This window comes from Halofilum ochraceum (assembly GCF_001614315.2).
GTDB lineage: Bacteria > Pseudomonadota > Gammaproteobacteria > XJ16 > Halofilaceae > Halofilum > Halofilum ochraceum.
In genome coordinates, this window is the sequence record NZ_LVEG02000001.1 from 374204 (window position 1) to 394750 (window position 20547).

Here is a 20547-nt window from a genome sequence, read left to right on the forward strand (position 1 = left end):
TAGGTTGGGTTGAGCGCCAGCGATACCCAACGCGTCAAGGCTGGTGCGGCCGGTCCGGTGTAATTCGGTACTGGCGAATCGTTGGTCGCGTTGGGTTTCCTTCGTCAACCCAACCTACGAGGGGTGCGGCGATCTGGCACTGGATTGTCGCACCTACGGCTTACAGCGCCGTGCCGGTACCGCTGCCCAAGCTCGGCCCGAGCGCCGTGTGATAATCTGAACCTCCCCCACGCTACCGACTCAATCCGATATGCAGCAGGCCGTATCCGACCTTCCCGCGGGCATTGATGCCCAGGTCTCCCCGGAGGGGCGACTCGAACTGCTTTCCCAGGAAGAAGTCAACCGACTCCGCGATGCCAGTCGCACCCGGATGTACGATCTGCTCTGGCGCTGTTCGTTTGCGGTGCTCAACTCCGGCAGCGACATCGACGATACGAAGCTGCTGCTGGAGCGGGCGCGGAATTTCGACATCCAAGTGCTGCAGCGCGAACGCGGGATCAAGCTGCAACTGACGAACGCCCCGGCGCAGGCCTTCGTCGACGGTGAAATGATCCGTGGTATCCGCGATCATCTGTTCGCGGTATTGCGCGATATCGTCTACGTATCTACCGAGATCGAGGGCAGCGACCGCTTCAGCCTCGAGGAGCCACGCGGCGTGACCAACGCCGTATTCCACATCCTGCGCAATGCCCAGGTGCTGCGGCCGCAACTCTATCCTGATCTGGTTGTCTGCTGGGGTGGGCACTCCATCGGCCGGGAGGAATACGATTACACGAAGGAGATCGGCTATGCCCTCGGCCTGCGTGAGCTGAACATCTGTACCGGCTGCGGACCGGGCGCGATGAAGGGGCCGATGAAAGGCGCGACCATCGCCCACGCTAAACAGCGGATATCCGAAGGCCGCTATCTCGGGATCACCGAACCGGGCATCATCGCCGCCGAGGCGCCGAATCCGATCGTCAACGATCTGGTCATCATGCCCGATATCGAGAAACGGCTGGAAGCATTCGCGCGGGTGGGGCACGGATTCATCGTGTTCCCTGGTGGCGTCGGGACCGCCGAGGAAATCCTCTACCTGCTTGGCATCCTGCTGCACCCCGACAACGCGGATATGCCATTCCCGCTCGTGCTAACGGGACCGCCCGAGAGCGCCGAGTACTTCCACCGCATCGATCGATTTATCGGCCGGGCCCTGGGCGAGGAGGCTCGCCAACGCTACCGCATCATCATCGACGACCCGGAAGCGGTCGCCGGGGAAATGCGCGATGGCATGGTCGCGGTGCGCGAGTACCGCAAGGCGCATCAGGACGCCTTCTACTTCAACTGGCGCCTGCACATCGAGCCGGATTTCCAGGAGACCTTCACACCGAACCACGAAAACATGGCCGGGCTGGCGCTGCACCGCGATCAACCCGCGCACCAGCTCGCGGCCAACCTGCGTCGCGCCTTCTCGGGCATCGTCGCGGGCAACGTCAAGGAAGAGGGCATCCGCGCGATCGAAGAGCACGGCCACTTCGAGATCCACGGCGACCCCGAGATCATGTCCATGCTCGACGAACTCCTCGCCTCTTTCGCCGACCAGGGGCGCATGAAACTCCCCGGTACCGAGTATGTGCCCTGTTATCGGATCGTTTCCTGAGAAAGAAAAGAACCACGAATGAACACGAATGAACACGAATGGGTTCGGGGCTACCGGACGCTTCTGGAGCTTCGCTGTTCGAGCCTTTAAAAATGCATAACCAAAAAATGAACTAAAAATGGACGAAAAATAGGGCTTGCGGTTCACATGAGGCTAGGGACAAGTTTCTACGATTGCGGCATCCGGGCAAGCGCTGTCAAGAACACCAACTCAGAAACGGAGCCATTTTTCGTCTATTTTTAGTTCATTGCGATCGAAGAACACGGGCACTTCGAGATCCACGGCGACCCCGAGATCATGTCCACGCTCGACGAACTCCTCGCCTCTTTCGCCGACCAGGGGCGCATGAAACTCCCCGGTACCGAGTATGTGCCCTGTTATCGGATCGTTTCCTGAGAAAGAAAAGAACCACGAATGAACACGAATGAACACGAATGGGTTCGGGGCTACCGGACGCTTCTGGAGCTTCGCTGTTCGAGCCTTTAAAAATGCATAACCAAAAAATGAACTAAAAATGGACGAAAAATAGGGCTTGCGGTTCACATGAGGCTAGGGATAAGTTTCTACGATTGCGGCATCCGAGCAAGCGCTGTCAAGAACACCAACTCAGAAACGGAGCCATTTTTCGTCTATTTTTAGTTCATTTTTTGGTTATGCATTTCCTTCTGATCTATGCACGCAACGGCAGCGATGCTCCAGAATACTTTCGGGTGCCCTGCGGCAGCATTCGTGTCCATTCGTGTTCATTCGTGGTTCTAGCAGTTACCTGATAACCCCGGGGCACGCGATATGACGATACATATCCGGAGGATTTACGAGCCGGTGAGCTCCGAGGACGGCACCCGGGTGCTGGTGGATCGGGTGTGGCCGCGGGGCGTGCGCAAGGCGGATGCCGGGCTGGATTTGTGGGCGAAGGACGTGACGCCGAGTACGGAGCTGCGCAAGTGGTTCGGGCACGATCCGGCGCGGTTCGATGACTTTGCGGTGGCCTACCGCAACGAACTCGATGCCCGCCCGGAAGCGGTGGCGGAACTCGTGGAACTGGCACGGGAAGGCGACCTGACGCTCCTGTACGCCGCGCGCGATCCGGACTGCAACCATGCGCGGGTGCTTGCCGAATATCTGCGGGAACGGTTGGCGTCGGGAACCTGAGCGGCGCAGTGTGTTCCAACACCGTGTCCACCCCCGACATGCAGGAGAAAGAGACATGATGGCGCGACGTGGTTTTCTTGCCGGCCTTGCGGGCCTCGCCGGCGGCCTGATATTCGGCCGTCAGGGTTATGCGGCCGCCGTGGACGCCCCGGCGCGGCCGGATTCGGTCGAGCCGATCAAACTGTCCGCGGACGAATGGAAAGATCGCCTGACTTCGGCACAGTATCGGATCCTGCGCGAAGAGGGCACGGAGCGTGCGGGTACCAGTGAACTGAACGCGGAGAAACGCGACGGCGACTATCTGTGCGCCGGTTGCGGGCTGGTCCTGTTCGATTCGAAATGGAAATACGACAGCCGCACCGGCTGGCCGAGCTTCTACGACGTGTACAGCGACCATATCGGCACGAAGGTCGACAAGAAGCTGTTCTACGAGCGCACGGAGTATCATTGCGCCCGCTGCGGTGGGCATCAGGGCCACGTATTCGAAGATGGCCCGGACCCCACCGGTCTGCGCTACTGCAATAACGGCCTCGCGCTGGAATTCCGGCCGCGCACCGGGTGACGCCGGGGCGAGCGGGGATCACGGCACGCCGGTGACCGTCAGGTCACCGTACGTGCCGTGAGCTCGATCCCGCGTGTCTGGATCAACCCAGGCCTTTCTGCGGGGCCTCCGTCTCTTCTTCCATATCGAGTTCGTCGAGCGACATCAGTGCGGCATTGCCGCCCTGGGCGGTCGTATCGATGCAAAGCGCCCGCTCCGTGGCGAAGCGATACAGATAGCGCGGTCCGCCGGCCTTGGGGCCGGTACCGGACAGGCCCTCGCCGCCGAAGGGTTGCTGCCCGACCATGGCGCCGATCTGGTCGCGATTGACGTAGGTATTGCCGACCTTCAGACGCTCGTGGATGTACTCGATGGTCTCTTCGATCCGCGAGTGGATGCCCAGCGTCAGGCCGTAGCCGGTCGCGTTGACGTTGTCGATCACCTGATCGAGCTCGCTCTCGCGGAATCGCACGACGTGCAGGATCGGGCCGAAGACCTCCCGTTCGAGTTGTGACAGGCTGTCGAGTTCGTAGGCGCGCGGCGTGAAGAACGTGCCGTTCTCGGTGCCCGGCTCCAGCCTTGCGCTGGCGATCACGCGTCCCTCGCGCTCCATGCGGGCGGCGTGGGCCTCGAGCATATCGCGCGAATCCTCGTCGATGACCGGCCCGATGTCGTGGTGGATGAGTGCCGGATCGCCGATGCGCAGTTCTTCCATCGCGCCGGCCAGCATGTTCAGGACCTTGTCCGCGATATCGGTCTGGATGAACAGCACCCGCAGCGCCGAACAGCGCTGACCGGCGCTCTGGAAGGCCGACTCGATGATGTCGCTGACGACCTGTTCGGGCAGGGCGGAGGAATCGACCAGCATCGCATTCTGGCCCCCGGTTTCGGCGATCAGCGGCAGGATCGCCCCCGGGCGGTTGGCGAGCTGCTGATTGATCAGTTTGGCCGTGTCGGTGCCCCCGGTGAAGGCGACACCGGCCAGCGCCTGGTGATTGATCAGCGGTGGCCCGACGTCCTCGCCGCGGCCGGGGATCAGGTGCAGTACGTTGCCGGGAACGCCGGCCTCATGAAACGCCTGAACGGCCGCGAAGGCCATCAGCGGTGTCTGTTCCGCCGGCTTCGCGATGACGCTGTTGCCCGCCACGAGGGCCGCGGCGATCTGGCCCGTGAAAATCGCCAGCGGGAAGTTCCACGGGCTGATGCACACGAACACGCCGCGGCCATGCAGTTCGATCTGGTTCAGTTCACCGGTGGGCCCCGGGAGTCGGGTGGGACCGTCGAAATCGGCCCGCGCACGGGCGGCATAGTAGCGGCAGAAGTCGGCCGCCTCGCGCACCTCGGCGACCCCGTCGATCAGGTTCTTGCCGGCCTCGCGCGAGGCGATGGCCATGAACCGGGCCAGATCGCGCTCGAGGATATCGGCCGTGCGATCGAGCATGGCGGCACGGTCGGTCGCCGGCGTCGCGTCCCAGCCCGGTTGCGCCTTGCCGGCGATCGACATCGCCTTGTCGCACTGCTCGGCCGTGGCGTTGACCAGCGTACCGACCTGGCGGCGATGGTCCGATGGATCGAGGACGGGCTGGGCCTCTCCGAGTTCCACCTTGCCGCCGATGATCGGCGCGCAGTGCCAGCCGTCTTTCGCCGCCGCGTCCATGCCGGCATCGATCTCGCGCAGGACATTGATGTCGGAGAGATCGACGCCACGCGAGTTCACCCGTTCATCGCCGAGCAGATCCCTGGGCAGCGGGATGCGGCCATGGCGCTTGCTCGCCAGGGAGCGTACCCAGTCGATCGGATCGCGGACGATCTCATCGATCGGCGCACGATCATCGACCAGGCGATTGACGAAGGAACTGTTGGCGCCGTTTTCCAGCAGTCGCCGGACGAGATAGGGCAGGAGTTCTTCGTGGCTGCCGACGGGGGCGTAAATCCGCACGGGGATGCCGAGGCCGTCCTCGCCGATGACCTGGTTGTACAGGGCTTCGCCCATCCCGTGCAGGCGCTGGAACTCGAAACCGTCGCGGTCACCGGCGAAGGAGCAGACCGCGGCCACCGTATGGGCGTTGTGGGTCGCGAACTGCGGATAGAATACGTCACGGTTCGCCAGCAGGCGCCGGGCACAGGCGAGGTAGGAGACGTCCGTGTTCGATTTGCGCGTGAATACCGGGTAGTCCTCGAGCCCTCTCTCCTGGGCGAGCTTGATCTCGGTATCCCAGTACGCGCCCTTGACCAGGCGCACCAGGAACCGGCGGCGTGCCCGCCGTCCGAGTTCGGCCAGCCAGTCGATCAGGGGCAGGTTGCGTTTCTGATAGGCCTGGATGGCGATGCCGAGGCCGTCCCAGCCGGACAGATCCGGGTCGGTCGCCAATGCCTCGAGGATATCGAGCGTCGGTTCCAGGCGTTCGGCCTCTTCGGCATCGATGTTGAAGCCGATGTTGTACTCCTTTGCCATCAGCGCCAGTTCCTTCGTGCGCGGCAGGAGCTTCGCCTGGATCTGGTCGGCCTGGGCGAATTCGAAACGCGGATGCAGCGCGGTCAGCTTGACCGAGATCCCCGGGGCGTCGAGCAGGCCGCGTTCGCCGACCTGGGCGCCGATGCGGCGGATCGCGTTGGCATACGAATCGTAATAGCGTTTGGCGTCGGCCTCGGTGCGGGCCCCCTCGCCGAGCATATCGTAGGAGTACCGATAACCGATCTTCTCCATGCTTCGGGCGCGCTTCTGCGCCTCATCGATATCACGGCCGAGCACGAATTGCCGGCCCATGATGTTCATCGCCTGGCGGACCGCCTGTCGGATAAACGGTTCGCCGCTGCGTGAGACCAGGCGGCCCAGAACGCTGCGCAGATTCCGTTCCTTGCCGGTACCGAACTTGATGACCCGCCCGGTCAGCATCAGGCCCCAGGTGGAGGCGTTGACGAACGGCGAGTTCGAGTGGCCGAGGTGTTCCTCCCAGTCGCCGCTGCCGAGTTTGTCCCGAATCAGTTTGTCGACCGTCTCCGAGTCGGGCACCCGCAGCAGCGCCTCGGCGAGGCACATCAGCGCGATCCCTTCCTCGCTCGAGAGTTCGTATTCGAGCATGAAGGCGTCGATGCCGCCTTTGCCGATCCGACCGGCGCGAACGGCCTCGACCAGACGTCGCGCGTGCGCTTCGATTTCATCGTGCTGTTCGCGCGGCAGTTCCAGTTGTCCGAGCAGTGCATCGACGCAGGCCTCCTCGTCCATGCGGTAATGTCGCTGCACTTCCGCGCGCAGCGGGTCCGGCTTGCTGGGGGGCTGCTCGAAAATCATCTTGCTCACCTCTGCCACATTTCGCGAAAATATAGGGGACTCGCGGTCGCATGTTTTGCTGTTCTGGGACAGCGTACAATATAATATCCTGATACAGCCTGAAATCACTGGTCGGAACAATGTCGAAACGCGCTCCACGCAAATCATCCGACCACCGACTCGACCGTACCGACAAGCGCATCCTGCGTGAACTCCAGTCTAACGGGCGCATCTCCAATGTCGAACTCGCGCGGCGCGTGAACCTCAGCGCCACGCCCTGCCTCGAGCGGGTACGGCGGCTGGAGCAGGCCGGTTTCATACGCGACTACGTGGCCATCCTGGATCCCCAGCGGATCGAGGCATCGCTGCTGCTGTATGTCGAAGTCACGCTCGATCGCACCACCCCCGAGGTCTTTGATCGCTTCAAAGAGGCGATCATCAATCGACCCGAGGTGCAGGAGTGCCACATGGTCGCTGGCGGTTTCGACTACCTGGTCAAGGTGCGGGTTCCGGATATGCAGGCGTACCGCCACTTCCTCGGCGAGGGGCTGACCGCCGCGCCCGGAGTGCGCGAGACCCACACCTACGTGGTCATGGAAGAGATCAAGGAGACGACCGAAATCGAAATCCGGGACTGACGGGGACACGATGGAAACTTTCGCATGAGCCCCGGACATGAAGTGACCGGACTGCTGCTGGCCGGCGGCCGCGCCACCCGCATGGGCGGTCGCGACAAGGGCCTGATCGATCTCGCCGGCCGCCCCCTCGCGGCCCACGTGCTGGCCGCGCTCGCCCCTCAAGTGGATGCGCTGCTGATCAACGCGAATCGTCATGAGGACGAATACAGCGCGCTCGGCGCGGCCGTCGTACGCGACCCACTGGAGGGCTTTCTGGGTCCGCTGGCCGGGGTGCTGGCCGGCCTGGAGGCGGCGTCGACGCCGCTGGTGGCGACGCTGCCCTGCGACTCGCCGTTCATCCCCGCGGATATGGTCGCCCGCATGCGGGTCGCGCTTGAGCGGGATGGGGCCGAGATCGTGGTCGCGCATGACGGCGAGCGGCGTCAGCCCGTGTTCATGCTGCTGCGCACCGATCTGGCACCGGACCTGCGGGCCTGGCTGGAGCAGGGCGGGCGCAAGATCGATGCGTGGTACGAGGAGCATACGATCGCCGACGCCGACTTCAGCGACGTCCCGGAGACCTTCATCAACATCAATACGCCGGATGAGCGCGACGCAGCCGCCGATCGGCTCGCCGCGCGGGAGCGCAATCAATGAGCGCACCGAGTTGTGACGATCCGCATCGCCCCGGGGCACTCGATATCGACAGTGCGCACCGGCGCATCGCCGCCGCGATCGAGCCGATCGAGGCGATCGAACGCGTGGGGCTGCGCGCGGCGCTGGGCCGGGTGCTGGCCGAGGATCTGCACGCGCCGCTCAATATCCCGCCGGACACCAACGCGGCAATGGACGGCTATGCGCTGCGCGGCGCGGATCTGGACGCCGATGGCGCGGCCAGCCTGCGTATGGTCGGTACCGCGTGGGCCGGTCATCCGCTTGAGCGCACGATCGGCGCTGGAGAGTGCGCGCGCATCATGACCGGTGCACCGGTCCCGGCCGGCGCGGATACGGTCGTGATGCAGGAGCGGACCACGGCCGACGGGGATACGATCACGATCCGTGGGGGCGAGGCCGGCAGCAACGTCCGCGCCGCGGGCGAGGATCTGCCTGCGGGTGGCGTGGCGCTCACCGCCGGCACCGCGATCCGCCCGGCCGAACTGGGCGTCATCGCATCGCTCGGGCTGACCGAAGTCGCCGTCCGCCGGCGCCCGCGGGTCGCCCTGTTCGCGACCGGCGACGAACTCTACGAGCCCGGGCAGGAACTCAAGCCGGGCGGACTGTACGACAGCAACCGATACACCGTCTGGGGCATGCTGACGCGCCTCGGCATGGAGATCGACGACCGGGGCCATCTCCCGGATGACCGCGCGGCGGTCGAGGCGTCGTTGCTGGCGGCGGCGGCCGAGAACGACGCGATCGTGACCACCGGCGGCGTCTCGGTAGGGGAAGCGGATCACGTCGCGGTCGTGCTGCGCGAACACGGCGATGTGGGCTTCTGGCAGCTGACCATGAAGCCCGGTCGGCCATTGAACTTCGGATTCTTTGGCCGGGCGCTGATGTTCGGCCTGCCGGGCAATCCCGTGTCCGCGATGGTCACCTTTTACCAATTCGTCCAGCCGGCGCTGCGGGCGCTCTCCGGCGCCGGCTATCGGCGCACGCCGACTTTGCGCGCGCGCACCGCCGCCGACTTCCCGAAAAAGCCCGGCCGGACGGAGTTCCAGCGGGCGCGCCTCGTGATCGCGGATGACGGGACCACCGACGTCGAGCCGGTCGGCCCTCAGGGTTCGGGCCGCCTCAGTTCGATGAGCCGGGCGGACTGCTTTGTCGTCCTGCCGGCCGACAGCGAGGGCGTGGGCGCCGGGGAATGGGTCGATGTCCAGCCGTTCGAGGGGCTGGTATGAACGGCCGGACCGGCCCGCACCATGCGTGAACTGATCCTGGGCGGGGCGCGTTCGGGCAAGAGCGCGCTGGCCGAGACCCGCGCCCGGGAAAGCGGTCTCGACGTGACCTATGTCGCTACGGCCGAGGCGCACGACGACGAGATGGTCGACCGCATTCGGCAGCATCGTGACCGGCGCCCGGATCACTGGCGCACCGTGGAGGCGCCCGTCACTCTGGCGGCCACCCTGGATCGCGAAGCGGGCGACGATCGACTGCTGCTGGTCGATTGCCTGACGCTGTGGCTCGGCAATCTGATCGACGACGCCGATGCGCTCGCACGGGAACGCGCGGATCTGCTCGCTCGCCTGCCCCGGCTGCCGGGTACGATCGTGCTGGTGAGCAATGAGGTCGGACTCGGGATCGTGCCGGACAACGCGCTCGCCCGCCGTTTCCGTGACGAGGCGGGCTGGCTGAACCAGACGGCCGCCGGCCTCTGCGAGCGCGTCACGTTGGTCGCCGCGGGCCTCCCGTTGACCCTGAAAGCACCGGCCGGTGCCCGCGTGGAACGCTGATTCGGTCCCTCATGCCGATGCCCTGTTGGAGATTCCGTGATGGAGACTGAACCGTGGTGGCGGGCACCCGTACCGGCGCCGGATGAAGCGGCCGCTGCTGCCGCCGCCGCACGCCAGGCCGAGCTGACCAAGCCGCCGGGCTCGCTGGGCCGGCTGGAATGGATCGCCACCGATCTGGCGGGGATGCAGGGCGTCGACTGCCCGATCCTCGATCGTGTCCATATCGCGATCTTCGCCGCCGATCACGGCGTCGCCGCCGAAGGTGTATCCGCGTTTCCCCAGGCCGTGACGCTGGAAATGGTCCGCAACTTCGCCCGCGGAGGCGCCGCGATCAGCGTGCTGGCGCGCGGCCTCGGCGCGGAACTCGACGTCATCGATATGGGCACCGCGCATGACGACGGCGAACTCGCCGGCGTCCAGCGCGTGCGGATCGCGGCCGGCACCGCCAACTTCTGCACCGGGCCCGCAATGAGCGTGGCGCAGTGCCGGGCCGCGCTCGATGCCGGCCGGCGCGTCGCCACGGAGGCCGCGGAGGGCGGCGCCCAGGCATTCCTCGGCGGCGAAATGGGAATCGCCAATACGACCGCCGCGACTGCCGTGGCCTGTGCGCTGCTCGGTGCGGCGCCAGCGACGCTCGCGGGGTCCGGTACCGGGCTCGACACCTCCGGAGTGGCCCACAAGGTCCAGGTGATCGAGCGGGCGCTCGAGCACCACGCGTCGACCGCCGACGCGTTGGATATCCTGGCCGCGCTGGGCGGATTCGAGATCGCGGCGCTGGCGGGGGCATTCATCGCCAGCGCGCAGCAGGGCCTGCCCGTGCTGGTGGACGGCTTCATCACCAGCGTCGCGGCGCTCGTCGCGGTCCGCGAGGTCCCCGCCGTCGGTCGCTGGCTGATCGCCACGCACCGTTCCGCGGAACCCGGCCATGACCGCATCCTCGCCGAGCTGGAACTCGAGCCGATCCTCGATCTCGGCATGCGGCTGGGCGAGGGCAGCGGGGCGGCCGTGGCCGTGCCCATCCTGCGTTCGGCCTGCGCGGTGCATGCCGGCATGGCCACGTTCAGCGAGGCCGGGGTCTCGCAGGGCTGAGGGCGTCATGGTGACCGAGACCGTCGTCGATCTGCTGCGCCACGGTGAGCCCGAGGGCGGCGCCCGGCTGCGCGGTGCACGCACCGACGACTCGCTGAGCGCGACCGGCTGGAGCGAACTGCACGCCGCGGTTGGCGGCCGCCGCGACTGGGATCGGATCGCGAGCTCGCCGCTGGCGCGCTGTCGGGCGTTCGCCGATGCGCTCGCGGCGGAGACTGGGCTGTCGGTGTCCGTCGACCCGCGTCTGCTCGAGTATGATTTCGGCGACTGGGACGGGCAGCCGTTCGACTCGCTCTGGGCCGAGCAAGGCGATGCACTGGCGGCGTTCTTTGGCGATCCCGATCGAGCGGCGCCCCCGAATGGTGAGACGGCGGCCGTATTTCGGGCGCGGGTACGGGCCGCGTGGGCAGACCTTATCGCGGGCACCGCCGGCGGCCGTATCCTGATCGTGGGCCATGGCGGTGTGCTGCGTCAGCTGGTGGCCGATACCCTTGGGGTGCCGGGCAATCCGCACGCGGCCCTGGAGTGGCCGCACGCGGCCATGAGCCGGATCCGCGTGTACGACGATCCGCCGTATCCGCGCAGCCGCTCGCTTGTATTCCATGGCCGGACGGCGCCGATACCCGGCAACCGCGAGGAGGGTTCGTGACACGACTGCTGATGAACCTGCGCGGCGTGCCCGAGGATGAGGCCGCCGAGGTCCGTGAACTGCTCGATGAGCACGCGGTGGACTATTACGAAACACCGCCCAACCGCTGGGGTATCAGCATGGGCGGCATCTGGCTGCGCGACGAGGCGGACTACGAGCGGGTGCGCCGTCTGCTGGATGACTACCAGGCGCGACGGCTCGAAGCGGCCCGGGAGGCCGAGGCCGAACGGCGCCGCAACGGCACGCAGGACACGTTCGCGGAGATGGTTCAGCGCAACCCGGCGCGCGTGATCCTCTACCTGCTGATCGTCGGCGTATTGCTGTACTTCAGTATCCGGCCGTTCTTCTGGCTCGCCGAGTGAGGTTGTTTACCCGCGCGGATCAGCCGTCCCGCGTGGCGGTGCGGCGCACGGCGACGTCGATCGAGCGCGGGATCACCGGCGGGCCGAACTGATTGAAGATCGGCACGTCCGTGGCGTCGCGTCCCAGCGCCAGCATGACCCGTCCGCCGCCGAGATGCGCCTGAACCGGATCAAAGGTATACCAGCGCCCACCGACGAACGCCTCGAACCAGGCGTGCAGATCCATCGGTTCCAGGCCTTCGAGGTAGCCCACCACCATGCGCGCCGGGATGCTGATGCTGCGGCACAGCGAGATCGCCAGATGGGTCAGGTCGCGACACACACCGGCTCCACGCGCCTTCACCTCCATGGCCGAGACCAGCGTGTTGCTTGAACCCGGCACGTACGCGACCTCCTGCTGTACCCACTCGACGATCCGCGCCACTTGGTCATAACCCGGCCGTGCATTGCCGACGATCCGCTGCGCGTCCGGCCCGAGCCGGTCGGATTCGCAGTAGCGGCTGGGCAGCAGGTAGGTCAGGACCTCCGGCGGGAGATCCTGGATCAGGACGAACGGCGCGCCGGGGGCCCGGTCAGCGGCCCCCGCCGTCAGTACCGTCGACTGCGTGCGTATGCGGAACGGGCCGGCGGGCGCGGTCAGGCGCTGGCCGCGGTTGCCGTAGGGATCGACATACTCGCTGACCGTCACGATCGGATCGAGGTGGAAGTGGTTCTCGGCCACCCATTGATACGCGTTGCTCTGCGGTCGCAGCACGAGGACCATCGGCGCGTTCATGCCGTTGTCGAAGGTGATCTCGCATTGGGTTTCGAGCCAGATGTCGATGGCGGTGACTCCGTTTCGTGCAGGGCCGGGTCGCGACCGTGGGAAAATGGTGAAGGCCCACTAGGGTAGCGGTCCGCGTCAACCGCGGCTATCCGTAGTCTCCGTGGCGGAACCTTCGGGCGCGCACAGGGCTTCGCCGGCCGGCCCCAGCAGCGCGGCGAGTGCCGAGCGGTCGATCGCTTCGGCGCAGGCGTCGGCGAGCCGGTCGAAGCCTTCCTCGCGCATCCGCTCGTAATCCGGCGCGGCGGCGCTCACCGCAAGGCCGGCCCAGTGCAGCAGCGCGTCGCGCGCGGTGGATTCGTCGAACAGCCCGTGCAGATAGGTCCCGAGCACGCACTCATCCGCCGAGCGTGCGCCGTCCGGGCCATGCGGCAGGTCCGCGACCGCCCCCGCGAGGCCCTCGCCGCGGGTGACCCCGGCGTGGATCTCGTAACCGCTTACCGGTGCGTCCACGAACGCCAGCCGGCCGCTGACCCGACGCAGCTGCTTGTCCGGCGCCAGCGTCGTCTCGATGTCGAGCAGACCGAAACCCGGCGTCGAGCCCGGGCTGCCCTCGACCCCTTCCGGGTCGTGCACGGCGTGTCCGAGCATCTGGAATCCGCCGCAGATGCCGATTACCCGACCCCCGTAGCGCAGATGGCGCTGCAGATACGCGGCCCAGCCGCGCTCGCGCAGCCAGTCCAGATCGCCGCGGGTGTTCTTGGAGCCGGGGAGTACGACCAGATCGCAGGGCGGAATCGCATCGCCGGGACCAATGTAGCGGAAATCGACCTGCGGGTGCAGCCGCAGCGGATCGAAGTCCGTGTGATTGCTGATCCGCGGCGTGGCCGGAACGATCACCCGCAACGTCGCGTCGGGATCGGTACCGGCCTCCGCCGGCGCCACATCGCGCGACAGCGAATCCTCCGCCTCGAGATACAGGCCGTGCAGGTACGGGAGCACGCCGTACACCTTCTTGCCCGTATGACCCTCCAGCCAGTCCAGTCCGGGCTGCAGCAAAGACACGTCGCCCCGGAAGCGGTTGACCAGGAAACCGCTCAAGCGCGCCTGCTCGCTGGCCGACAGTAGCGCCAGGGTGCCGACGAACTGCGCGAACACGCCGCCCCGATCGATATCGCCGACGAGGATCACCGGACAGTCGACCGCCTCGGCGAAACCCATGTTGGCGATATCGTTCTCGCGCAGGTTGATCTCCGCCGGGCTCCCGGCGCCCTCGACCAGCACCACGTCATACGCCGCCGCCAGCCGCGCATGCGCCTCCAGCGTGGCCGCGCGGGCGATCCGTTTGTAGGCGTGGTAATCGCGGGCGTCGAGATCCGCCGCCGGATAACCGTTGACGATCACCTGGGCGTTGCGGTCGCCGGTCGGCTTCAGCAGTACGGGATTCATGTCGGTGACCGGTTCGATACCGGCCGCCCGCGCCTGCACCGCCTGGGCACGCCCGATCTCGCCGCCGTCGGACGCGACGGCACTGTTGAGCGCCATGTTCTGCGGCTTGAACGGCGCCACGCGGATACCGTGCCGCGCGAGCAGGCGGCACAGCCCGGTGACCACGGCGCTCTTGCCGGCATCCGAGGTGGTGCCCTGGATCATCAAGGTCACGGCGGGGCTGGGCACGGCGGTCTCCAGACGTTTCGGTGCGCGCGCGGAGCCTACCGGAACGGAGGTTTAAGGGCTACACGCGTCGCCGTACAGCCTGGAGCACCCTGTAATTTTGGGTTGCATCTGAAGCTGCCCGTTGTAACTTTCCGTTATGCTGAGACATCGGGGGCAAACATGAAAAAAATCGACACGGCAAAGCTCGACCGGATTGTCGGTGAGGCCCGTCGCGCGGCCGATGAGCGCAGTCAGGGCTACCGTGAACGTGCGTTGAAACTGTTCCCGTGGGTCTGCGGGCGCTGCGCGCGGGAGTTTACGCGGGCCAACGTGCGGGAGCTTACCGTCCACCATCGTGACCATGACCATCACAACAACCCGCCGGACGGCAGCAATTGGGAGCTGCTCTGCATCTACTGTCACGACAACGAACACCAGCGAGAGCTCGAGGCCCAGAATTATTCTGAGGTTTCGGAAGAGAAGCGTCAGGCGGCTACCCACTCGCCGTTCGCTGGGCTGAAGTCGTTGCTGGAGGGTGATGGGGAGCAGGACTAGGAGTCTGTCCGGGTTTCCCGGACAGACTCCCAGGGGTTTTTGTTGATCGAGAGTTCTATGGGGCGGCGCTCCAGGCCGGCGCCGCGCGTCGGCGGTTCTTGTTTCCGGCCGACTGCTATAATCGATTTCCAGTGAGTCCGGACTGGGCTCTGCCCCCCCCCCTCAAACGTGCCGGGACCACGGCGCGGAGACCCCATTCGATGAAACTCGCCATTCTCTCGTGCGGCCCGAACTCCTACAGCACACGCCGCCTCAAAGAGGCCGCGTTGCAACGCGGCTATGACGTCAAGGTGCTGAATACGCTGAAGTTCGCGATCGATCTGCAGGGCGGCGATCCCGATCTGTACTTCCGCCAGAAGCCGTTGACCCACTACGACGCGGTGTTGCCGCGCATCGGGGCGTCGATTACCTACTACGGCACGGCCGTGGTCAGGCAGTTCCAGCAGATGGACGTGTTCTGCGCCAACCCGGCGCACGGCATCCTGAACTCGCGCGATAAGCTGCGCAGCCTGCAGCTTCTCAGTCGCCATCATGTCGGTATCCCGCGAACCACCTTCGTGCGCGACAAGCGCGATGTGCTCCCGGCGATCGATCGGGTGGGCGGTGCACCGGTCATCATCAAACTGATCGAGGGAACCCAGGGGATCGGGGTGCTGCTGGCCGAATCGGTCAAGGCGGCGGAATCGATCGTCGAGCTGTTGCAGAGCCAGAAACAGAACGTGTTGATCCAGAAGTTCGTGGCCGAGAGCAAGGGCAAGGATATCCGGGCGTTCGTCGTCGGTGACCGGGTCGTGGCAGCGATGCGCCGGGTCGCGCAGGGTCAGGAATTCCGCAGCAACGTCCATCGTGGGGGTGTTGCCGAGGCGGTCGAACTGCCCGACGAATATGCCGAGACGGCAGTCAGGGCCGCGCAGATCATGGGGCTTCGCGTCGCCGGTGTGGACATGCTTGAAGGCAAGACCGGGCCCCAGATCATGGAGGTGAATTCGTCGCCGGGGCTCGAGGGTATCGAGAACTGCACGCAGCTCGACATCGCCGGCGCCGTGATCGAGTACATCGCCGCGCAGGTCGATTTCCCCGAGATCGATATTCGCCAGCGATTGACGGTCAGCAAAGGGTACGGCGTCAGCGAAATCTACATCCCTGAAGGATCGAATTTCGTCGGCCTCACGGTCACCGAGACGAAACTTTCGGAGCAGGATATCAACGTACTCACGCTCTATCGGGGGAGCAAGGTCATCCCCAATCCCAAATATGAGCGCGTACTGGAGGGCGGCGACAAGCTGCTTTGCTACGGCAAACTCGAATCCATGCGCCGAATGGTGCCGGTCAAGGCCCGTCGACGCCGGCGGCCCGAGGTCAAGACGCTCGATACCGAGGTCGGTACCTGAACCGGTTTGTGCGGCGCGCAAGACCTTTGTCACGCGGCGGGGATCGTTGACCACACTGACGACGCGTAATGGTCTACGGGCCGCACTGATGGTTTTCACTCGACGTTCCCTGGAGCGAATCCGTAGGTCGGGCTTCCAGCCCGACAGATCAATGGCTCAAGAATGTCTATCGGGATCGTTCGCCGGCAGAACACGCGATCATCATCGGCGTCCTCACTCCCAGCCCGAGTAGGGTTGGTTCACCAGACTGGCGTTGTAGTAGCGCGGATTACCGGTTACCTCTTCGCCGATCCAGCCGGGTAACGCGAATGCCTCGTCGGCGTGTTCGAGTTCGATCTCGGCGACGATCAGTCCGGTGTTCGCGCCCTGGAACTCGTCGACCTCCCAGATGTGGCCGGCGTGCGGTACCCGATACCGGGTTTTCTCAATCAGGCCGGGCTGGCAGAGCCCGTCGAGCATCTCGGCGGCATCGGTGGGCGGGATCGAATACTCGTATTCGGCCCGCTGGGCGTCGACTGTAATCCCCTTGATCGTCAACTCCGCTGCGCCGTCGGTCAGGCGCACGCGAACCGTACGGGCCGGTTCCGTGCTCAGAAAGCCCTGGCGCATATTGGTCCTGCTGATGGCGTCATCGCGCCAGTTGCCGGCGGTCACCAGGAATTTGCGCTCGATTTCGGTGCCCATCGTTAATCCCTGTTCGCGGCCCCTGACCCGGCCGGGCGGCAACGCCCACGGGTGCGCTGTTCATTGGAAGAGTGATGTTATGGGCGGAGAACCGCGGTACGCAAAAAACGATCGAAACCCGAATCAACCGGAGCGCGAACGAGGGTGGAAACGTCAGTGACCCGGCGTCATTCGCAGAAAACGATCCATGGGACCTCATCAGGATGAATCGCAACGCCGTCACGCCGTCCCCACACCCCGGTTGTGATATCTATTATGACGGTGCATGTCCGTTATGCCGGGCGGAGATGGATTTCTATCGACGGATCGGGACCCGGGCGCGCTTTCACGATCTGACCGCTGACGCTGAAGCGCCCGCGGGTGTCTGCCGGGCCGACGCACTGGCGCGATTCCACGTCACGGACGCCGAAGGCCGCGTCCGTTCCGGCGCCCGCGCATTCGCCGAACTATGGAAGGCATCGCCGGGCGGCTGGCGGATTCTGGGACATGTCGTCGCCGTTCCACCCTTCGTCTGGATCGGGGAAGTCGTGTACCGGCTGTTCCTGCGTGTACGACCCCGACTCCAGAGACTCTACCGGCGGCGCCCGGGTGTGGACCATTGATCCTGCCGCGGCGGCAGGCGGTCGCGGCCAGCCGACGTGAGACTCGCGTGACCCGCCGTATCGGTTTACGGTCCTTGCGGTCGGTGGTGGACGGAGCAGGGGCATGAGTACACGCGTGGCGGTGATCGGCTCTGGTGTGGCCGGCCTGGCGTGCGCCCGACACCTTGCAGCGGCCGGGCTATCGCCGGTCGTACTGGACAAGGGGCGCGCAGTCGGTGGCCGGCTGGCGACGCGGGTCAGCCGCAACGGCTGGCAGTTCGATCACGGTGCACAGTTCGTCACCGCGCAGGGGACGGCGTTCGGTGATTTTCTGGTGTCATTGGAGGCGCACGGCGAGGCGGCGCGTTGGGCAGACGAAAGCCCGGCCGCTCGCTGGGTGGGGACGCCGGATATGGGGGCGATCGCCCGCTCGCTCGCGCAGGGGCTCGATATCCGCCAGCAACGCGAGGTGAGTTCGATCCAGCCGCACGGTTCGCAGTGGCGGGTCGTCTCCAACGAGGCGGCCGAGTATTTCGATCGGGTCGTGGTGACGGCGCCCGCACCGCAGCTCGGGCGCCTCCTCGGCGAGGATCATCCGCTGGCAGTCGAACTGGCAAGGGTTCACCTTGCACCGTGTCTGACACTCATGGCCGCGATCGATGCCCGGGCGCCGCGCCCATTCAGCGCAAGGGCCGATGCCTCGGCAGCGCTCGGATGGATCGCGCAGGACAGCAGCAAGCCCGGTCGTTCGACCGAAAACGGGACGGCCTGGGTCGCGCATGCCACACCGGAGTGGAGCGCCGAGCATCTGGAGTTGCAGCCGCAGGAGATGGTCGAGCACCTGTTGCCGGAGCTGCTCGATCAGATTGCAGCGCGACCCGATCAGGTTCTGTATGCGGCGGGCCACCGCTGGCGTTTCGCGAAAGTCACCGCTGCGCTGGGGGAGCCGTTTCTGCGGAGTCCCTGCGGAACACTGCATGCGGGCGGCGACTGGTGTATCGGGCCACGCGTCGAGGCCGCCTGGTCGAGCGGTCGTGCCATTGCGGCGGATATCCTGGAGCGATAACCCGGATCACTGGGCGTTACGGTTGCACCGCGCTTGTCCCAGCCAGGCTCTCCCCGAGCTGTCGGATGTCATGTCCGGTCGGGCTCTGGTGCAGGCGCAGGCCGAACTCGGAGATCACGGCGAATACATGGTCGAAGATGTCGGACTGGATGCCTTCATAGGGTACCCAGCTCGTCTGGTTGGCGAAGCCGTAGATCTCCAGCGGGATGCCGTCCGTGCCCGGTTCGAGCTGCCGCACCATGTAGGTCAGGTCGTGGTTGATATGCTCGCTGGCGGCGAGGGAGGCGACGAGGTAGGCGCGGAATATGCCCAGGTTGGTGAGATGCCGGCCGTTCATGGGAGAACTGGGATCGATGCCCTGCTCTTGATTGTAGGCCTCGATCTCCACGACTTTCTGCTCGATATAGTCGGTCAGCAGCCGTGACTTGCGGAGTCGGGCCAGATCCTCATCGGTGGTGAAGCGAACGCTGGTCGCGTCGATGTGGATCGCACGCTTGATGCGTCGACCATGGACCTGCTCGATGTTCCGCCAGTTCTTGAACGAGTCGGAGATCAACGCATAGCTGGGGATCGAGGTGATGGTCTTGTCCCAGTTGCGGACCTTGACCGTCGTGAGGTTGATGTCGAGCACGTCGCCATCGGCGCCATATTTCGGCATCTCGAGCCAGTCGCCGACCCGGAGCATGTCGTTCGCCGAGAGCTGGATACCGGCCACCAGGCCCAGGATCGGGTCCTTGAAAATCAGCAGCAGGATGGCGGTCATCGCGCCCAGCCCGCTGAACAGGATCAGTGGCGATTTGCCGATCAACAGGGCGATGGCGAGGATCAAGGCGACGATCGCGCCCAGCAGTTTGACCCCCTGGAATATCCCCCGCAGCGGCAACCGCGAGGCGAGTTTCATCGATGCGGTCATATCGCCGAGCGCATCGAGTATCGAGAACACGGCTAGCAGCGCGAACAGGATGATCCAGAGGTGGCTGAGGACCTCGATGACCGGCAGTGCCGCCGTGTCCGTATCGAGCAGGATCCGCGCGAGCGTGTACACGAGGACACCCTGAAAGGTCAGACTCAGACGCGTGAAGATGTGGTGGGCGAATAATGCGTTTTTCCAGCGCCGGGCGGCGGACGGCGGCGCGTCGACCGACTCGTCGGGATCGACCGGCGATACTTGCCGGTCGAGCACCGGCAGGGCGATCCGGTGCAGTAGCCAATGCACGAGCAGGGAGGTCAGCGCGATGAGCGCGAGGACGATCAGCAGGTACATCGGGTCCGAGTGCGGCAGTCCTGCGGCTTCCAGCCAGCGGGTCAGTTGTTCTTTCATAAGTTGGCTCGTTGGATAAGCGAGGCGGTGGAGCTGTTCCGCCCGATTCAACGCACGGCATTCAACGCGTGCGCGGCGCTCGCGTGGTGTTCTGAAAGGCGTTCGATGGCGGGCCCGTCCGCGCGCAGGGCCATGCTGCTGCCTGGAGGTTCAGGCGGCCAGTATACCGGACTCCCGCCAGGGCCGGCCGTTCATGAGGCATCCGGCGTTGTTTCGCCGTGTCCGTATCGGCGTTGGTAGAGTTCCAGCACGCTCGGCACCAGTTCGGTGACCGGGCCGACGACATCGATCCCGGGCGCTATCTCCTGGACGGACAGATCGCGTACTGCGCCCGGCGGGTGCCCGAATTCCGCCAGACGTTCCGCGAACTGGCGCGATGACATGATATAGACGATCCGCCCCAATCCGGCCATCGCATGTGCCGCCGCGCACATGGGGCAGTGCTCGCCCGAGGTATAGACCGTCGCCGCAGCGCAGGCAGCCGGATCGAGATTCCGTGCGGCCCAGCGCGCGAGTTCGAACTCGGGATGGTGAGTCACGTTGTCCGTGACGGCGCGGTTGCGGTCTTCGGCGAGCCGATTGCCGTCGCCATCGACCAGAACGGAACCGAACGGGGCGTCGCCGGCGTTCAGGGCCTCGGTCGCCAGTTCGATACAGCGCTGCAGATGCGCACGGTCCTGTTCGTTCATCCGGTTACCTCCGTCCGGGATGTCTTGCGACGGGCGCTATGAATCTATCCCGGTGATGTGCGTCAGGG

At 65.5% G+C, this 20547-nt stretch carries 21 protein-coding genes and 1 pseudogene; 15 read left to right on the plus strand and 7 right to left on the minus strand.

The genetic code is table 11. From position 1 onward, the window contains the following. Window positions 1-250 precede the first annotated feature (250 nt). Entirely contained in the window at window positions 251-1639 is a 1389-nt protein-coding gene (gene ppnN / locus A0W70_RS01710) for a nucleotide 5'-monophosphate nucleosidase PpnN (protein WP_070987723.1), read from the plus strand. A 210-nt stretch (window positions 1640-1849) separates the two neighbouring features. Here ppnN and A0W70_RS17290 read toward each other — a convergent pair whose 3' ends face one another. Next, on the minus strand, window positions 1850-2182 hold the full coding sequence (locus A0W70_RS17290; protein WP_425402587.1) for a hypothetical protein: 333 nt from the start codon (window positions 2180-2182) through the stop codon (window positions 1850-1852). Between the two features lie 246 nt (window positions 2183-2428). Between A0W70_RS17290 and A0W70_RS01715 the strand changes: the two genes are divergently transcribed. Then, window positions 2429-2791 (plus strand): DUF488 domain-containing protein, encoded by a 363-nt coding sequence (locus A0W70_RS01715; RefSeq protein ID WP_070987727.1) that lies wholly within the window; start codon window positions 2429-2431, stop codon window positions 2789-2791. A 55-nt stretch (window positions 2792-2846) separates the two neighbouring features. Then, a complete protein-coding gene (gene msrB / locus A0W70_RS01720; RefSeq protein ID WP_342670067.1) occupies window positions 2847-3353 on the plus strand; it encodes a peptide-methionine (R)-S-oxide reductase MsrB in 507 nt (168 codons plus the stop codon). Window positions 3354-3435: 82 nt separating this feature from the next. Here msrB and putA read toward each other — a convergent pair whose 3' ends face one another. After that, a complete protein-coding gene (putA, locus tag A0W70_RS01725; RefSeq protein WP_070987729.1) occupies window positions 3436-6624 on the minus strand; it encodes a bifunctional proline dehydrogenase/L-glutamate gamma-semialdehyde dehydrogenase PutA in 3189 nt (1062 codons plus the stop codon). 119 nt (window positions 6625-6743) lie between these two features. On the opposite strand from putA, the gene A0W70_RS01730 reads away from it, so the two are divergent. From A0W70_RS01730 to A0W70_RS01760, 7 genes are read left to right on the plus strand one after another with little or no spacing between them, the layout of a single operon-like run. Further along, window positions 6744-7241, plus strand: a complete 498-nt coding sequence (locus A0W70_RS01730) for an Lrp/AsnC ligand binding domain-containing protein (protein WP_070987731.1) — start codon at window positions 6744-6746, stop codon at window positions 7239-7241. Between the two features lie 24 nt (window positions 7242-7265). Continuing rightward, window positions 7266-7877: a molybdenum cofactor guanylyltransferase MobA gene (mobA, locus tag A0W70_RS01735; protein ID WP_070987733.1), complete on the plus strand. Its 612-nt coding sequence runs from the start codon at window positions 7266-7268 to the stop codon at window positions 7875-7877. After that, window positions 7874-9121: a molybdopterin molybdotransferase MoeA gene (moeA, locus tag A0W70_RS01740; RefSeq protein WP_070987735.1), complete on the plus strand. Its 1248-nt coding sequence runs from the start codon at window positions 7874-7876 to the stop codon at window positions 9119-9121. The genes mobA and moeA overlap by 4 nt, the downstream gene beginning before the upstream one ends. Before the next feature lie 21 nt (window positions 9122-9142). Then, complete coding sequence (cobU, locus tag A0W70_RS01745; protein ID WP_070987737.1) at window positions 9143-9673, plus strand: bifunctional adenosylcobinamide kinase/adenosylcobinamide-phosphate guanylyltransferase; 531 nt, start codon at window positions 9143-9145, stop codon at window positions 9671-9673. Window positions 9674-9709: 36 nt separating this feature from the next. Then, on the plus strand, window positions 9710-10762 hold the full coding sequence (cobT, locus tag A0W70_RS01750) for a nicotinate-nucleotide--dimethylbenzimidazole phosphoribosyltransferase (RefSeq protein WP_425402588.1): 1053 nt from the start codon (window positions 9710-9712) through the stop codon (window positions 10760-10762). Between the two features lie 7 nt (window positions 10763-10769). Continuing rightward, window positions 10770-11411 carry a histidine phosphatase family protein gene (locus A0W70_RS01755; protein WP_070987741.1) on the plus strand — a complete coding sequence of 214 codons (642 nt, stop codon included), beginning with the start codon at window positions 10770-10772 and terminating at the stop codon, window positions 11409-11411. Then, a complete protein-coding gene (locus A0W70_RS01760; RefSeq protein WP_070987742.1) occupies window positions 11408-11773 on the plus strand; it encodes a DUF6164 family protein in 366 nt (121 codons plus the stop codon). Before A0W70_RS01755 ends, A0W70_RS01760 begins: the two co-directional genes overlap by 4 nt. 19 nt (window positions 11774-11792) lie before the next feature. Here the strand turns inward: A0W70_RS01760 and A0W70_RS01765 are convergent, their stop codons facing one another. Both A0W70_RS01765 and A0W70_RS01770 read right to left on the minus strand, forming a co-directional pair. Further along, entirely contained in the window at window positions 11793-12590 is a 798-nt protein-coding gene (locus A0W70_RS01765; protein ID WP_070987744.1) for a transglutaminase domain-containing protein, read from the minus strand. An 84-nt stretch (window positions 12591-12674) separates the two neighbouring features. After that, the gene (locus A0W70_RS01770; protein ID WP_075109822.1) at window positions 12675-14189 is read right to left on the minus strand and encodes a cobyric acid synthase; all 1515 of its coding nucleotides are present in this window, start codon (window positions 14187-14189) and stop codon (window positions 12675-12677) included. A 183-nt stretch (window positions 14190-14372) separates the two neighbouring features. Here A0W70_RS01770 and A0W70_RS01775 point away from each other — a divergent pair, with 183 nt between their 5' ends. The 3 genes and pseudogenes from A0W70_RS01775 (at window position 14373) to A0W70_RS17105 (ending at window position 16138) form a co-directional block, all read left to right on the plus strand. Beyond that, a complete protein-coding gene (locus tag A0W70_RS01775) occupies window positions 14373-14747 on the plus strand; it encodes a YajD family HNH nuclease (protein WP_070987748.1) in 375 nt (124 codons plus the stop codon). 200 nt (window positions 14748-14947) lie between these two features. After that, a pseudogene (locus tag A0W70_RS01780) lies at window positions 14948-15871 on the plus strand (ATP-grasp domain-containing protein); the annotation flags it as partial. Beyond that, on the plus strand, window positions 15848-16138 hold the full coding sequence (locus A0W70_RS17105; protein ID WP_425402591.1) for a cation:proton antiporter regulatory subunit: 291 nt from the start codon (window positions 15848-15850) through the stop codon (window positions 16136-16138). The pseudogene A0W70_RS01780 and the gene A0W70_RS17105, both read left to right, overlap by 24 nt. A gap of 213 nt (window positions 16139-16351) precedes the next feature. Here the strand turns inward: A0W70_RS17105 and A0W70_RS01785 are convergent, their stop codons facing one another. Continuing rightward, entirely contained in the window at window positions 16352-16822 is a 471-nt protein-coding gene (locus tag A0W70_RS01785; protein ID WP_070987752.1) for a CYTH domain-containing protein, read from the minus strand. A gap of 203 nt (window positions 16823-17025) precedes the next feature. Between A0W70_RS01785 and A0W70_RS01790 the strand changes: the two genes are divergently transcribed. Further along, window positions 17026-17424: a thiol-disulfide oxidoreductase DCC family protein gene (locus tag A0W70_RS01790; RefSeq protein WP_070988261.1), complete on the plus strand. Its 399-nt coding sequence runs from the start codon at window positions 17026-17028 to the stop codon at window positions 17422-17424. 103 nt (window positions 17425-17527) lie between these two features. Next, window positions 17528-18469: an NAD(P)/FAD-dependent oxidoreductase gene (locus tag A0W70_RS01795; protein ID WP_070987754.1), complete on the plus strand. Its 942-nt coding sequence runs from the start codon at window positions 17528-17530 to the stop codon at window positions 18467-18469. Window positions 18470-18485: 16 nt separating this feature from the next. On the opposite strand, the gene A0W70_RS01800 is transcribed toward A0W70_RS01795, so the two are convergent. Together A0W70_RS01800 and A0W70_RS01805 are read right to left on the minus strand one after the other, a co-directional pair. Beyond that, complete coding sequence (locus A0W70_RS01800; RefSeq protein WP_070987756.1) at window positions 18486-19790, minus strand: mechanosensitive ion channel family protein; 1305 nt, start codon at window positions 19788-19790, stop codon at window positions 18486-18488. A 191-nt stretch (window positions 19791-19981) separates the two neighbouring features. Next, complete coding sequence (locus A0W70_RS01805; protein WP_070987758.1) at window positions 19982-20479, minus strand: nucleoside deaminase; 498 nt, start codon at window positions 20477-20479, stop codon at window positions 19982-19984. Window positions 20480-20547 lie beyond the last annotated feature (68 nt).

Excerpts from the sequence above, each read along its gene's own strand:
- A0W70_RS01795 (WP_070987754.1), top strand. The coding sequence starts at position 17,528 with ATGAGTACACGCGTGGCGGTGATCGGCTCTGGTGTGGCCGGCCTGGCG.
- msrB (WP_342670067.1), top strand. The coding sequence starts at position 2,847 with ATGATGGCGCGACGTGGTTTTCTTGCCGGCCTTGCGGGCCTCGCCGGC.
- putA (WP_070987729.1), bottom strand. The coding sequence starts at position 6,624 with ATGATTTTCGAGCAGCCCCCCAGCAAGCCGGACCCGCTGCGCGCGGAA.
- A0W70_RS01715 (WP_070987727.1), top strand. The coding sequence starts at position 2,429 with ATGACGATACATATCCGGAGGATTTACGAGCCGGTGAGCTCCGAGGAC.
- A0W70_RS01800 (WP_070987756.1), bottom strand. The coding sequence starts at position 19,790 with ATGAAAGAACAACTGACCCGCTGGCTGGAAGCCGCAGGACTGCCGCAC.
- A0W70_RS01755 (WP_070987741.1), top strand. The coding sequence starts at position 10,770 with ATGGTGACCGAGACCGTCGTCGATCTGCTGCGCCACGGTGAGCCCGAG.
- moeA (WP_070987735.1), top strand. The coding sequence starts at position 7,874 with ATGAGCGCACCGAGTTGTGACGATCCGCATCGCCCCGGGGCACTCGAT.
- A0W70_RS01730 (WP_070987731.1), top strand. The coding sequence starts at position 6,744 with ATGTCGAAACGCGCTCCACGCAAATCATCCGACCACCGACTCGACCGT.
- A0W70_RS01785 (WP_070987752.1), bottom strand. The coding sequence starts at position 16,822 with ATGGGCACCGAAATCGAGCGCAAATTCCTGGTGACCGCCGGCAACTGG.
- cobU (WP_070987737.1), top strand. The coding sequence starts at position 9,143 with ATGCGTGAACTGATCCTGGGCGGGGCGCGTTCGGGCAAGAGCGCGCTG.
- A0W70_RS01790 (WP_070988261.1), top strand. The coding sequence starts at position 17,026 with ATGAATCGCAACGCCGTCACGCCGTCCCCACACCCCGGTTGTGATATC.
- mobA (WP_070987733.1), top strand. The coding sequence starts at position 7,266 with ATGAGCCCCGGACATGAAGTGACCGGACTGCTGCTGGCCGGCGGCCGC.
- A0W70_RS01805 (WP_070987758.1), bottom strand. The coding sequence starts at position 20,479 with ATGAACGAACAGGACCGTGCGCATCTGCAGCGCTGTATCGAACTGGCG.
- A0W70_RS01775 (WP_070987748.1), top strand. The coding sequence starts at position 14,373 with ATGAAAAAAATCGACACGGCAAAGCTCGACCGGATTGTCGGTGAGGCC.
- ppnN (WP_070987723.1), top strand. The coding sequence starts at position 251 with ATGCAGCAGGCCGTATCCGACCTTCCCGCGGGCATTGATGCCCAGGTC.
- A0W70_RS01770 (WP_075109822.1), bottom strand. The coding sequence starts at position 14,189 with ATGATCCAGGGCACCACCTCGGATGCCGGCAAGAGCGCCGTGGTCACC.